The 13,284-nt window shown below is 62.7% G+C and carries 15 protein-coding genes; 13 read left to right on the top strand and 2 right to left on the bottom strand.

Going from position 1 to position 13,284, the window contains the following annotated elements:
• From DES41_RS31050 to DES41_RS30995, 13 genes are read left to right on the top strand one after another with little or no spacing between them, the layout of a single operon-like run.
• Nucleotides 1-1,284, top strand: coding sequence for a PLP-dependent aminotransferase family protein (locus DES41_RS31050; RefSeq protein ID WP_114471499.1), 1,284 nt, complete (start codon nt 1-3; stop codon nt 1,282-1,284).
• Nucleotides 1,281-2,285, top strand: a complete 1,005-nt coding sequence (locus tag DES41_RS31045; protein WP_245965943.1) for a glutamate cyclase domain-containing protein — start codon at nt 1,281-1,283, stop codon at nt 2,283-2,285. Before DES41_RS31050 ends, DES41_RS31045 begins: the two co-directional genes overlap by 4 nt.
• Nucleotides 2,286-2,326: 41 nt before the next feature.
• The gene (locus DES41_RS31040; protein ID WP_114471498.1) at nt 2,327-3,160 is read left to right on the top strand and encodes a transporter substrate-binding domain-containing protein; all 834 of its coding nucleotides are present in this window, start codon (nt 2,327-2,329) and stop codon (nt 3,158-3,160) included.
• A 27-nt stretch (nt 3,161-3,187) separates the two neighbouring features.
• Nucleotides 3,188-3,841 (top strand): amino acid ABC transporter permease, encoded by a 654-nt coding sequence (locus DES41_RS31035; protein ID WP_114471497.1) that lies wholly within the window; start codon nt 3,188-3,190, stop codon nt 3,839-3,841.
• 7 nt (nt 3,842-3,848) lie between these two features.
• Nucleotides 3,849-4,490 (top strand): amino acid ABC transporter permease, encoded by a 642-nt coding sequence (locus tag DES41_RS31030; RefSeq protein WP_114471496.1) that lies wholly within the window; start codon nt 3,849-3,851, stop codon nt 4,488-4,490.
• A 45-nt stretch (nt 4,491-4,535) separates the two neighbouring features.
• Nucleotides 4,536-5,312: an amino acid ABC transporter ATP-binding protein gene (locus tag DES41_RS31025; protein ID WP_114471495.1), complete on the top strand. Its 777-nt coding sequence runs from the start codon at nt 4,536-4,538 to the stop codon at nt 5,310-5,312.
• Between the two features lie 8 nt (nt 5,313-5,320).
• Entirely contained in the window at nt 5,321-6,112 is a 792-nt protein-coding gene (locus DES41_RS31020) for an amino acid ABC transporter ATP-binding protein (RefSeq protein WP_425466409.1), read from the top strand.
• A 41-nt stretch (nt 6,113-6,153) separates the two neighbouring features.
• The gene (locus DES41_RS31015) at nt 6,154-7,026 is read left to right on the top strand and encodes a transporter substrate-binding domain-containing protein (RefSeq protein ID WP_114471494.1); all 873 of its coding nucleotides are present in this window, start codon (nt 6,154-6,156) and stop codon (nt 7,024-7,026) included.
• Between the two features lie 56 nt (nt 7,027-7,082).
• On the top strand, nt 7,083-7,745 hold the full coding sequence (locus DES41_RS31010) for an amino acid ABC transporter permease (protein WP_114471493.1): 663 nt from the start codon (nt 7,083-7,085) through the stop codon (nt 7,743-7,745).
• Entirely contained in the window at nt 7,742-8,404 is a 663-nt protein-coding gene (locus DES41_RS31005; protein WP_114471492.1) for an amino acid ABC transporter permease, read from the top strand. The genes DES41_RS31010 and DES41_RS31005 overlap by 4 nt, the downstream gene beginning before the upstream one ends.
• A 5-nt stretch (nt 8,405-8,409) precedes the next feature.
• Nucleotides 8,410-8,610, top strand: coding sequence for a hypothetical protein (locus DES41_RS38075; RefSeq protein ID WP_147282994.1), 201 nt, complete (start codon nt 8,410-8,412; stop codon nt 8,608-8,610).
• A gap of 21 nt (nt 8,611-8,631) precedes the next feature.
• Nucleotides 8,632-9,963, top strand: coding sequence for an NAD(P)/FAD-dependent oxidoreductase (locus DES41_RS31000; protein ID WP_114471491.1), 1,332 nt, complete (start codon nt 8,632-8,634; stop codon nt 9,961-9,963).
• A 40-nt stretch (nt 9,964-10,003) separates the two neighbouring features.
• Nucleotides 10,004-11,155, top strand: a complete 1,152-nt coding sequence (locus DES41_RS30995; RefSeq protein ID WP_114471490.1) for an aminotransferase class V-fold PLP-dependent enzyme — start codon at nt 10,004-10,006, stop codon at nt 11,153-11,155.
• 139 nt (nt 11,156-11,294) lie between these two features.
• On the opposite strand, the gene DES41_RS30990 is transcribed toward DES41_RS30995, so the two are convergent.
• Nucleotides 11,295-12,287 carry a Bug family tripartite tricarboxylate transporter substrate binding protein gene (locus tag DES41_RS30990; protein ID WP_170168337.1) on the bottom strand — a complete coding sequence of 331 codons (993 nt, stop codon included), beginning with the start codon at nt 12,285-12,287 and terminating at the stop codon, nt 11,295-11,297.
• A 64-nt stretch (nt 12,288-12,351) separates the two neighbouring features.
• Complete coding sequence (locus DES41_RS30985) at nt 12,352-13,233, bottom strand: isocitrate lyase/PEP mutase family protein (protein ID WP_114471488.1); 882 nt, start codon at nt 13,231-13,233, stop codon at nt 12,352-12,354.
• Nucleotides 13,234-13,284 lie beyond the last annotated feature (51 nt).

Below are 13,284 nucleotides of genomic sequence, written 5' to 3'. Positions count from 1 at the left end.
ATGGCAGATAACAACGCAACCGACTCGTTCGGCAACACGCTCGATCCGGTGGTCGGCTTTGCTCGGGGCGAGATCATCAAGTCCAGCGTCGACGAGGCACGGCGCTTGCGCAACGGCCAGAACATCGCCGCCGACCGCGTCCGTCGCCTTGGTCCCGAGTCCATCGGCGTGTTCACCGGAAATCAGCGGGAATTCCCGCTGAAGGTGGAAGACCTGAACACGCACTGCGAGGAATGGGTAGGCCCCGGCCTGTTTGCCGATGCACTGCGCGACATCGCGATCGAGCACATGGGCGGACTTCCGGATGACAGCGTCGCCGTGGTGAACCGCACCAGCGCCGGCATCATCGCCTCGATCGCGGCACTCGCGAGCGGCAAAGCCGTCGTCTCCGTGGTACCGCCGGCCGGTCGCTCTCACGCTTCGGTCGTTCGCGGTTGCGCCATCGCTGGCGTGGCGCTTCACGAGGTGCAAGGCGACAAGGACTGGGCCAAGCTCGTGGACGATGTGAAGCCGGGGCTTGTCGTGATCACGACCGTCACCAGCAGCCTCGAATTTCTGGACGATCACGTGGCCATGGACGTCGCTGCACTTGCCAAGCGCGAGGGGGCGCTTGTCTTGCTGGACGAGGCGTACGGTGCTCGCATGCGCCCGGTGCTCCGTGGCGGCGTGAAAAGCCTGAAGCTGGGCGGCGACCTGGCCATCACCAACTGCGACAAGGCAGGTCTGTCTGGCCCGCGCTCGGGCCTTTTGGTCGGCCGCCCAACGCTGGTCACCCGGGTCTCCGCAAAGGCTTCCGAGTATGGAATGGAGGCTCGTGCTCCGATCGCAGCAAGCGCACTGCGCTCCTTGCAGCGCTTCTCTCCCAGAGATCTGCTTGACGAAGCACGGAGTGGTCAAGCACTGGGCAAGGCCCTTCGCGAGCGCATGGGCGCCGATCTGGTCGAAGTCAGTGACCTCGGTCCCATGATCCACGAGGACTTGGCCATGAAGGAGGTCTTTCGCCGCGCTGGCAAGAGCACCGACGGCGCAACGGTGACACCGGCCGAGATCACGTCGGCACTGGGAGCCGTGCTGCTTCGCGATCACGGCATCCTGACCGTCAACACCCACGGCCAACCGGGCGCCCGCGTGTCCGTCAGGCTCAAACCCACCCATGGCGCCATCGACCGTCTTGGCGGCATGGACAAGGTGGTGGACGCCATGGTCACGTCGTTCGACGCCGTGGCTCGCGTCGTCCATCTGCCCGCCGAGATCTCCAAGCTGATTCTGGGAGACACGAAGTGACCACAGATCCGAAACTCATCGCTGCCATCGACGCCAGACTCGACAAGCTGGTCAGCCTGGACGTTGGCGGCAGAGGCGTCGAGCACCTCTTCCAAGCGGCCTTCCTTCGCCAGGGCGGATCGCTCGTAGGTGCGGCAGCCGATGCCCTCCTCGCCGTGCCAGATGGCTCCACCGTGTTCATCACCACCGGCTCCGTGTCGCGCGCCTGGATCTCCCCCGAAATCGGCGAGAACGACGGTCCCGCAGGTGCCGCGGCCGTGATCCGCGCCCTGGCCATCGCAAAGCGTGTGCACTGCGTCCTGATCGCCGAAGAGACGCTGTTGCCTGGCATGAAGGCGATCCTCACCAGTGCCGGACTGACGGTTCTTCCCTTTGACCTCGCGCAGATCGCTGCCAAGGACGGCAGCCTGGCGATCGCGTCGATGCTGCCTTTCACGACTTCGGACGATGACGCGAAGTCGCACGCCAAGGCGATGCTGGACAGGCATCAGCCCGCGCTGTTCTTCTCGACCGAGCGCGTCGGCCGGGCGCGCGACGGGGTGTACTACAGCATGCGAGCCATCGACTACGGCATGGGCCGTTCACGCATCGATCTGCTCTTTGAAGAGGCCCAGGCGCGTGGCATCCCAACGGTGGCAGTTGGCGACGGCGGCAACGAGATTGGCATGGGCGCGATCACGCCAGCCGTCTCTCAGCACGTGAAGTTCGGCGAAACGATCGCAGCGGTGACGTCCTCGGACGTGCTGGTGGCCGCTGCCTGCTCCAACTGGGGCTGCAACGCCATCGTTGCGGCGATGGCAGCACGCCGAGGCGATGGCCGGCTCGTGCACACGCCGGAGATGGAACGCCAGCTGCTCAACCGCGGTGTCGACATCGGCCTCATCAACTCGGTCCAGAACGTCGTCGATGCCAACGTGGACGGCCTTCCTCTCGAAACGCACGTTGCGTTTGCCGAGATGCTGCGCACGGTCGTGCGCCCAGCATTGAAGCAGCCCAACTGAGCGATCAATCCCCTTCCAACCCCAACCGATCAAGGTTCCATATGCGCAAACTACTTGCCGCCGCCGCCATGCTGTTCGCAGGCGTGCTTTTCTCGCACGCTGCCGTGGCGCAGGAGAAATCCAAGCTCGATGAGGTCCTCGCGCGAGGCAAGGTCGTCGTGGGTGTGAGCAGCGAATCCCCGCCGTTCGGCTTCGTGAACGAAAAGGGTGAACTCGCCGGTTTCGACATCGACGTCGCCAAACTGATCGCCAAGGGCCTGTTCGGAAGCGATGATCCGAAGCACATCGAGTTCGTCAAGCAAAGCTCGGCCGCGCGATGGGAGAACGTCAACAGCGGCAAGGTGGACTTCGGCATCCACGTGGCCACCATCCTGCCCGACCGCGTTGCACGCGTGGCCTTCACCCGGGGCTACATCGACTCGTCGATCGTGGTGATCGTGAAGGCGGACTCGAAGTTCAAGACCTTCGCGGACCTGAACAACGACAAGGTCACCACGGCCATCCTATCGACCCCCGTGCAGGCCGACCGCGCCAAGCAGTTCTTCGGGAAGGCGAAAACCACGACGCTGGACTCGATCGGTGCGCAGTTCACGGCCGTCAAGGGTGGCCGTGTGGATGCCGCGCAGCTCGATGAACCGGTCGCCCTGTGGTACGCCTCCCAAAACAAGGACGTGCGCATCCTGGAGGAGCGCATGACCGCGGTCACAAACAACGCCATCTACATGAAGCAGGGGGACTTCAAGTGGTGGCTCGCCCTGGATACCTACGTCAACGAGATGCGTTCGGGCTCGATGTTCAACGACTACGCCGCCAGCTACAAGAAGTGGTTCGGCAAGGATGCGCTGAACGCCAAGTACTACGCCAACCCGAAGTGACCTGCGGCCGTTAAGGAGGACATTGGAATGAACTGGCTCAACACGGCTGCAGGATGGCTGCCCGAGTTCGTGGACGGCTTCCTGGTCACGCTGGCACTCGTTGGAATGTGCCTGCCTGCCGCGTTGGTGCTGGGCATGCTTCTTGTCCTCGCACGCATCTCTAGCAAAGGGCTGGTCTGGATGCCCGCGTACGCGGTCATCGAGTTTCTGAGGAACGTCCCGACGTTCCTTCTCATCCTGGTCGTCTACTACGGCGCCCCGCTGTTGGGATCGCGGCTGGACGGCCTGTACTGCGGCGCCATTGCCATCGCCGTGCAGCACACCGCCTACCTGGCGGAAGTTTTCAGGGGCGGTGTCAGCGCCGTGCCCAAGACGCAATGGGACGCCGGTCGGGCCATCGGCCTCAAGCCTGTGGGAATTTTCTTTCGAGTGGTCCTTCCGCAAGCCGTTCTCAAAGTGGTTCCTGCCATCGGCAACCAGGTCGTGGTGCTGATCAAAGACACCTCTTTGGTGGCCGGCATCGGTGTCGTCGATCTGACGCTGACCGGCAAGCTCATCATGGAGCGGACCGCGGCTTCGTACGAGGTTTTCATCGTGGTCGCCATCTTCTATCTCATCCTGACAACCCTCGCCAGCGGTCTGTTCCGTTGGCTAGAGGTCCCCGCAGGCAAGCGTCGCTGAGACCGCCATGGACGTCGCATTTCTCAACCTCAACTACCTGCTCAGGGCCACCGTGGTGACTCTGGAGATCGCCGCCGCCACCGTGGTGTTCAGCTTTCTTCTTGGGACGCTCCTGGGCGTGTTCGCCGCACTCGGCGGATCCTTTGTCAGGGCGGTCCTTGCCGTCTACGTGTACATCGTGCGCGGCGTTCCGGTCCTCGTGCTGATCTTCATCGCCTTCTTCGGGCTTCCGCGGATGGGCATCGACGCGCCGAACTACGTGGCCGCCACCATCGCGCTGGTCATGTACTTCGCGGCGTTCGTCGCCGACATCGTGAGAGGCGCCATCGCCGCCGTTCCCAGGACCACCGTCGAGGCGGGCATGGCCATCGGACTGCGCAAGAGCCAGATCCTGCTGCAGATCCAGCTGCCACTGGGCATGCGGCTCGCGCTGCCACCCCTCGTGACCACGGCATCGATTGCCGTGAAAAGCACCTCGTACGCATCGATCGTCGGCGTTTGGGAGTTGACCTACGCGTCCCGCGAAGTCGTGGAGCGCACCCTTGCAGCTTTCGAGATCTTCTTCGCGGTCATGCTCATCTATTTCTGCATCTGCTATCCCATTTCTCTCGGCGCAAGCTACCTGCAGCGCCGGTTCCAAACGAACTGAAGGCCGACGATGAACCTCAGCCATTCCACCTCGCCACGTCGCACCATGATCCAGGTCAAAGGTGTCTCCAAAAGCTTCGGCGCGAACCAGGTCCTGCGTGACATTTCCTTCGATGTCAAAGAAGGCGAAGTCGTCGTGCTGGTGGGCCCAAGCGGCTCCGGGAAATCCACCCTCCTGCGATGCATCAACTTCCTTGAGGAATTCCAGGCTGGACAAATTCTTGTCGATGGCAGCGCCGTAGGGTATGACGGCGGGCCAAGCGGCCCTGGTCGCCGCCGCCAAAGCGAAGGGTCCATTGCGCAGCTGCGCACCAAGGCAGGGATGGTGTTCCAGAACTACAACCTGTTCCCGCACAAAACCGCCCTCGAGAACGTGATGATGGGCCCAGTGCAAGTCAACGGTGAGTCGAAAGCCGAGGCTCGCGCTCACGCCCTGACCTTGCTGGAGAAAGTTGGCCTGCAGGAGCGTGCCCACCACTTTCCGTTACAGCTCTCCGGGGGGCAACAGCAGCGCGTGGCCATCGCAAGGGCCCTGGCCATGCGACCCAAGGTCATGCTCTTCGACGAGGTCACCTCGGCACTGGATCCTGAACTCGTCGAGGAGGTTCTTAAAACCTTGCGCGATCTCAGCACCGAAGGCATGACGATGATCATCGTGACGCACGAGATGCAATTTGCGCGTGACGTTGCGGACCGCCTGCTGTTCTTTTACCAGGGCGCCATCATCGAGGACGGACCTCCTGCGGAATTTTTTGCCAACCCAAAGACCGAGCGCTTCCAAGCGTTCGTGAGGCGCTTCCAATCCAACAGCCTGCAAGCCTGAGGTGCTCCATGAAACTCGTAGAGGACGCCATCATGAGCAATCCACGCGCACTCGACGCGCACGACCGTCCAATCCTGGAGCTGCGCAACATCCACTTGGCATACGGGAGCAACGTCGTCCTCAAAGGCGTCAACCTTGCGGTCAAGCGTGGCGAAGTCGTTGTCATCGTCGGTCCCAGTGGCGGTGGCAAAAGCTCCCTTCTGCGCTGCGCCAACCTGCTGCAGCGTATTGACTCTGGGCAGATCTTCCTGGAGGGCGAGAACCTTCTGGGCGGCAGTCTGAACGAGAACCAGGTTCGACAGCGCGTGGGGATGGTGTTTCAGCACTACTACCTGTTCCCGCATTTGACGGTGATGCGCAACCTCACCCTGGCGCCACGCCGCGTGCTCAAAGAGCCGCCGGCCAAGTCCGAAGAGCGTGCGAGGGAGTACTTGCGAAAGGTGGGTCTTGCCGACAAAGAAAGCCACTACCCCGACCAGCTTTCGGGCGGGCAACAGCAGCGCGTGGCGATTGCCAGGGCGCTGATGATGCAACCGCACGTGATGCTGTTCGACGAAGCCACTTCTGCATTGGATCCGGAACTGGTGGGCGAGGTTCTGGCCGTGATGAAAGACCTCGCGAAGTCCGGCATGACGATGCTGGTCGTGACCCACGAGATGGGCTTCGCCCGCGACGTGGGCGACCGTGTGGTGCTGATGGCCGGAGGAAACATCGTCGAGCAAGGCCATCCCGCTGAGGTCCTCGACAACCCGCAGCACGAACGAACGAAGCAGTTCCTCTCGCGCATGAAGAAGCACTGAAGCTCCAGCCTCCACTTTCACAACCCGCAAAGGCCCTCGCCATGAACCGCATTGCATTCGCATCCGTCGCCGCAGCTTTTGGTCTCGCATCGCTGTCTTCCTTCGCCGCAGCTTCGAAGGTTGACGTTCCGATCCCGGCCGAGATCAAGGCCGCTGGGTACCTAACCGTTGGCATCAACTGCACCGACCCTCCCGCTGGCTACGTGGGCTTCGACGGCAAGCCAGCAGGGTACGAGTACACGATGGTCAAGCGCATCGCCGAGTTTGCGTTCGGCTCCGGCGACGGTTTGCGTACGCAGTGCGTCAACGACAGCAATCGGATCCCGTTCCTTCAAGCCGGCAAGATCGACCTGCTGCTTGCCTCTCTGGCCTACACGCCTGCTAGAGCCGAGCAACTGGACTACTCGAACCCCATCTGGGTGAGCAACCTGCAACTGATCGTGCCGAAGGACTCCAAAGTCTCGGACTATGGCGACCTCGCCGGGAAAACGGTGATCACTCCCACCGGCAGCACCTACCAGACCTGGCTGCAAAAGTGCTACCCGCAGGCGCAGCTGACCACGGTGCAGACGGCAGCAGAGGGCTCGACCATGTTGACGCAGGGGCGTGCCGACGCTTTCGCCTACATCGACGTGTACGGCTTCAATTTCACCCAGATGCAGAAGAACTTCAAAGTGGTTGGCACCCTGGCTGCTTCCGCGGTGCAGGGTGTGGGGGTGAAGAAAGGCAACAAGGCGATGCTGGACTGGGTGAACGCGGTCTTGGAACAGATGCGCTCTGAAGACGCCTTCTACAAAGCTTTCTCGCAGGAAGTGAAGGATCCAACGTTCGTTGCGAAGTACCGCCATCTCGTTCCGGGGCCGGACACCAAGATGGACTACAGCAAGAGCGGTGCACTGGACTGCTTGAAGTAACGCATTCACGCACCTGCAGGCGCACAGAAGCACTGCGGGTGCAGCGAAGACTTGCCATGTCAAACACCCTTCTCAACGAACTCTGGCCTCTGCTCGGCGGCCTGGGTAGAACGCTCCTGGTGAGCGTCATCGGCATCTCCATGGGCCTGCTTCTAGGGATGCTTCTGGGCGCCGCCCGGCATGCTCGCGTGCCGGTGCTGAGCCAGCTTGTGGCCTGCTACGCCAACCTGTTCCGCTGCACGCCGCTGCTTGTCCAGGTCGTGATGCTCTACTTTGCATTGCCGGACCTGGGAATCAAGCTGTCCCCGTTCGACACGGCCTGGCTCGCCCTCGGCCTGTGGGGCGCGGCGTATCACACCGAGATCTTCCGCGCGGGCTACGGTGCGGTGAATCCGAATGAGGTGGTCGCCGCAAGGGCGTTGGGCATGTCCGCTCCGCGGGCCTTCTTTGACGTCACGCTGCCGCTGGGTGCGCGGGCGTCCATTCCCGCGGCAACCACGATGGCGATCACGCAGTTCCGTTCTTCGTCCTTCATGATCGCTGTCGGCTATCAGGAGCTGACCTACGTGGCCAACCGCATGGTGGCCGACACCTTCAAGGTCTTCGAAGTATTTGGCATCGCGGCGCTGGCCTATCTCGTGATCTCCAACATCATCTCCGTGGCCTCGCGACGCCTTGAACGCGCGGTGGCTGTCCCGGGCCTGGGAGCCGTGAAATGAACCAAGACTGGATCGTTCCTGTTGCGCTGCACATGCTTAACGGGCTCTACATCACCCTGTGGGTCTCTCTGCTCACGACCTTGCTGGCAACGGTCATCGGCATCCTCATCGGTGGACTGTCGGCTAGCACGTCCAAGTGGGTCCAAGTGGCTGCGCGCCTGTACATCGACATCTTCCGTGGCGTGCCATCGCTGATCACGCTGCTCTTTGTGTTCTTCGCACTCCCACACGTCGGCATCACCACGGGCCCTATCACCGCCTCGGTGCTTGGCTTGGCGGTCTGGGGGGGTGCCAACATCGCCGAGACGGCCCGCGGCGCACTGAACTCCATCTCGGCCCGCCAAACCGAAGCAGCACGCGCATTGGGCTTGGGTCGCTTGCAAGCTCTTGCGTTTGCGGTGATGCCGCAGGCCATCCGACGCTTCCTTCCGCCTTACATCGGACAGCTGACGGTGCTGATCCAAGCCAGCGCGTTGACTTCGGTCGTCGGGGTTGCTGACCTGCTCGGTGCTGCGCGCCAGATGATCGAACGCCTTGCGTACGTGAGCCCGGAGCCGCATGCGGTGACCATCTACCTCGGCGTCCTGCTTGTCTTCTTCCTGATCTGCTATCCCCTCACGCTGCTCGCGAGTCACCTCGAACGCAAGCTCCGGAGTTGAACGCCATGAACACTCACATCCCTAACGTGCACGTCCCCGACGTGAAGAGTCGCCCCGTTCCTTCGTCGGCATTTCCCCATGCCAAGTCGCGCCCGAGCGAACGCGGCACGCCTTCGAAGCCGTTCCGAATCTACGGCAAGGTTCAATCGCCTGCGTGCGAGCGGGAGGCCGCGCTCTTGAACGTCGCGGTGCTCGGCTACAACTGACCGCAAGACGGCGGAGCAGGCATGTCTACATCGCATTCTTCCGACTCAAGAGGCGCGCGGACCCACCACCGTGTGGTCATCGTCGGCGGAGGAGCCGCCGGATTGGAGTTGGCCACCCGGCTGGGCCATCGCGACAATCTGGACGTGACGCTCATCGACAAGGCGCGTACCCATCTTTGGAAGCCCAAGCTTCATGAGATCGCAGCCGGGACGATGGATGTCGGCCGCCATGAAGTCGGCTTCCTGGCGCATGCTCGCAATCACGGCTTTCAGTTCCGCATGGGGGAGGTCACCGGGCTCGACCGAGAGGCACGAGAGGTCTCGGTCGCACCCTACGTTGACGTCGATGGCGAGCAGATCACACCCGCCCGCACCTTCGGCTACGACAGCCTGGTGCTGGCAGTCGGAAGTCAGAGCAACGACTTCGGGACCCCTGGTGTCAGAGAACACGCTTTGAAGCTTGAATCGCTGGGCGACGCCAACCGCTTCAACCGCAAGCTCATGAACGCCTTCTTCCGCTCGCAAGCGTTGCGAGGCACCGGGGACCTGCAGCCGCTGCGGGTGTGCATCATCGGTGCTGGAGCAACCGGGGTTGAATTGGCCGCCGAACTGATGCGCACAGGTACGGAAGCCGGGGCCTATCGCGGCGAGCGGCGGGCGAACTTGGCGATCGACGTGCGTCTCGTCGAAGCTTCGGATCGAATACTGCCCGCGCTCCCCGCGCGACTGTCCGCGGCAGCCCATCAGCTGCTGTCCAAGCAAGGCATCCATGTGCTCACGACGGCGAAGGTGAGCGCAGTGGCCTGCGACAACGTCGAGCTGGCAGATGGCAGGAAGCTGGGAGCGGACATCACCGTTTGGGCAGCTGGGATCCGTGCGCCCAGCTTTCTACGTGCGATCGACGGTTTGGAGTCGAACCGGCTGGGACAGTTGGCGGTTGGGCCGACGCTTCAGACGACGCGCGATCCACGCATCTTCGCCATCGGGGATTGCGCCGCGTGCCCGTTGGCCGATGCATCGGGGTTCGTCCCACCTCGCGCGCAAGCCGCGCACCAGCAGGCGAACCATCTCGCCAAGCACCTTCCCGCCTTTCTCAGCGGCTCCGCACTTCCGAGTTACCGGTACCGGGACTTTGGCTCCCTCGTTTCTCTCGGCGAGTACAGCACGGTCGGAAGCCTGATGGGTGGCGTGGTCGGCCGGAACATGTTCGTCGAAGGGATCTTCGCCAAGTCCATGTACATGGCGATGTACAAGTCGCATGAACTTGCGCTGCATGGCTGGCGACGGGTGCTGCTTGAGACGCTCGCCCGTTCGCTTTCTCCCTCAACCGGCTCCCGCATCAAGCTGCACTGAAGCTTGAGAGCCCGGAAGCACGCCTCCTCACCGCACGCGCATGCCGAACACAACCGCACTCGAGTCGATCCGCAGCGAGTTTCCAGTGATGGAGCACACGCTCTACCTGGACTCCGCGCACCAAACGCCCCTTCCCAACCGAGTCCGTCGCGCCATCGAGCGGTTTCTGGATGAAGGGAACACGAAGGCGGGGCCAAAGCCGGTGTGGGCAGCACGGGTCCACGATGCCAGGCAGATGGTTGCCACCTTGCTGAATGCACAGCGCGACGAAGTTGCGTTCACGAAGAACACGTCCGAGGGCTTGAACATCGCTGCCAACGCACTTGCGCTGCAGTCAGGTGACAAGGTCCTCATGCTCGCGGGAGACCACCCCAACAACGCCTACGCATGGTTGCACCAGCGACAGAGGGGCGTGGAGGTGCAGTTCGTCTCGCTGTCTGACGACGCGATCGCCTCCGGGTCCACGTTCGCCCCGCATGTGGATGCATCCACGAAGGTCATCTCGCTGTCGCACGTGACCTTTCATGCCGGGCAGCGGCACGACATCGAGAGCATCGGCAGGCTGTGCACAGATAGGGGCATCCATCTTGTCGTGGATGCGATGCAATCGGTCGGTGTGGTGCCGATCGACGTCAAGCGCATGGGCGTTTCGGTGCTGGCTGCAGGGTGCCACAAAGGTTTGTTCGTTCCCCAAGGGGTCGGATTGCTCTACGTTCGAGGCGATCTTCAGGAGATGCAGCCTGCGTACGTCGGCATGAGTAGCCTTGCCGACCCGCCCAGTGACTTTGTCGCGCGTCCGGACGATGCGAGGTTGCGCAACGACGCAGGAAGGTTCGAGTTTGGCAACTTGAACCTGCTTGCCATCCACGCGCTCATGGAAGCGGTGACGATGGTTGATGAGCTTGGGCCCGCGAACGTGAAGGAGCACGTCCTTGGCTTGGGGGACCGGCTCATCGAAGGGCTCGATGACCTGGGCGTCGGACTCGTCGGTCCACGAAAGCGTGCCGAACGCGCACACATCTACGTGATGGATCTTCCCGTGGAACCATGGACTCTCTTCCTGAGCAAAAGCGGAGTCCGCGTGTCGCCAGAACGCGGCGGCGTGCGCGTATCGTTCGGAGCCTTCAACACGTCGGAAGATGTTGCGAACTTGCTTGCACTGCTGAGGTCTCCCTGCGCGCCAACCCGATAGGGAAGTCTCCGTCGCATCCTCGTGATGCAGTTCCCAGCCCGTATCCATTGCATGCGCGAGATTGGCCGAAGCACCTCTCCTGGGGGTCGGCCGTTCCAGACACCTGACCATTGGCGCTGGACGCCCCCACGACTCAGCCTCAGTCAAGCTGCAGGCCGGCCTCTTTGGCGGACTTGGGCAGCACAGCCAACTCGCGTTGGAGGACGCTCGCGAAAGCCTCGGGCGTGTTGCCGGTCGCAGGTGCCACGCCGCCAAGGTCCAGCAGCCGCTGACGGAAGGCAGGCTCTGCCGTGATCTTGGCGATCTTTTCTCCCAGCAGCTTGACGATGGGGGCTGGCGTCTTGCCCGGGGCCACCACGCCGAACCACACGTCAAAGTCCACGCCGCCGGGTACCCCTTGCTCGGTCAGCGTTGGGATGTCTTGCCACAATTCCGAGCGGCCTTGGCGTAGCTGGCCGATGGCCTTGAGCTTGCCCGATTGAATGAAGCTGCGCACATCGCCCGTGCCGAGCAAACCCCAAGTCACTTCATTGGCCATCAGTGCCTGCACCAAAGGCGCACCGCCTTTGTATGGCACGTGCGTGAAGTTGCCGTTGGCATGGGCGTTGACCGACTCGGAGGCCAAGTGAGACAGTCCACCTGCGCCGGCCGAGCCGTAGGCCAAACCGCCCTTCCCGGCCTTCTTCCCCGCGTCCAGAAGCTCTTTCACGTTTTTGTAAGGGGACTTCTCGGGCACGACCAAAATCAGAGGGGCCAGGGACACGCGCGCCACGGGGACGAAGTCCGCGGCCTCGAAGCCAGCCGCTTTGTAGATCACGGGATTGATCGACATCATGCCGGTCAGGGTCATGGCCAGAGAGTAGCCATCCGGAGCACTCTGGGCCACGTTGTTCATGGCGATGTTGCCGCCGGCACCCGGCCGGTTTTCCACGATGATGGGCTGGCCAAGCTCTTCCTGAAGCCGCGGTTGCAAGGTCCGGGCTGCCACATCCGTGGCTCCACCAGGCGGGTACGGCACGACCAGGCGGATCGGTTTGCTGGGGTAGTTGACCTGGGCCACGGTGGCCGAGGACAGGCCCAGGATCAAGGCGCCCGCAATGGCGAGCCGGCCGACAAGTTTGTTGGTAAGCATGGTGACGGTCTCCTTTTTTTCTGGTGGAACGCTGCAATCTGGGTGGCGCGGCGTGAGGCTGGGATCAGTGCGAGTGGCCGGTTTCGTATCTGGCTTGCTGCTCCTCCAACGCATGCCAACCGATCAAATCCTTGAAGGCCGCCATCGACGTCTGCTCGAAGGGCAGGTTTGCGAAGTCGCCGGAGCGGCGTCGCGCCAGCTCGGCCAGGTTGGCCTGCACCGCATGCACGGTGGTCAGCAGGCCTGCGATGGGATAGGACGCAAAGGCCGCGACGCCTTCGATCTGAGCGCGTGTGAGGGAGGTCATCCAGGTCCCGGCCATCAGCTGCAACGACAGTCGGCGCCCGCTGACCTCGCGAAGCTGGACCAGTTGCTCGTAACGACTGAACGTTCGGGAGATGGGCTGGATGAGGTCGGCGCCGGCTTCGGCATAGCTTGCTGCGCGATCCAGTGCCTCGTTCGGGTCCATGGCGTCCGTGCGCGCCACGATCAACAGGTTGGGGTCATGCCGTGCATCGAGCGCGGCCTTGATGCGCGATAGTGCGTCCTCGACCGATACCAAGGTGGAGGTGGTCGTCGCGGCCGGGCAGCGCTTGGGGCTGATTTGGTCCTCGATCTGCAGCGCTGCGGCGCCGGCCTTTTCGAACTCGCGCACGGTCCTTCCCATGTTGAGAACGCTGCCGTAGCCGGTGTCGGCATCCACGAAGATGGGTTTCTTCACCACGTTGGCCATGCGGTTCACGGTGGCAACGTTCTCACTCAACGTGTACAGCTCCATGTCGGGCTGCCCGAGCAGCGAGGCCGAGATGCCAAAGCCGGTGCTGAAAATGCCGTCGAAGTCCGACTGATCGACCAGCAGGGCCGACAGCGCATCTTGTGCACCACCGAACCAAAGGGTGGATCCGTCGTTGACACGTTGACGCAGAACTTGGCGGAAAGAGGTCATGGCAGGTCTCCAAGGAATGGTGCAGCCGCAAGCGGTGCCTTGAACCGCTGC

The organism is Pseudorhodoferax soli, from assembly GCF_003337555.1.
Taxonomy (GTDB): domain Bacteria; phylum Pseudomonadota; class Gammaproteobacteria; order Burkholderiales; family Burkholderiaceae_C; genus Pseudorhodoferax; species Pseudorhodoferax soli.
Note: the sequence above shows the minus strand (reverse complement) of the source record. Positions and strands in the feature narration are given on the sequence as shown.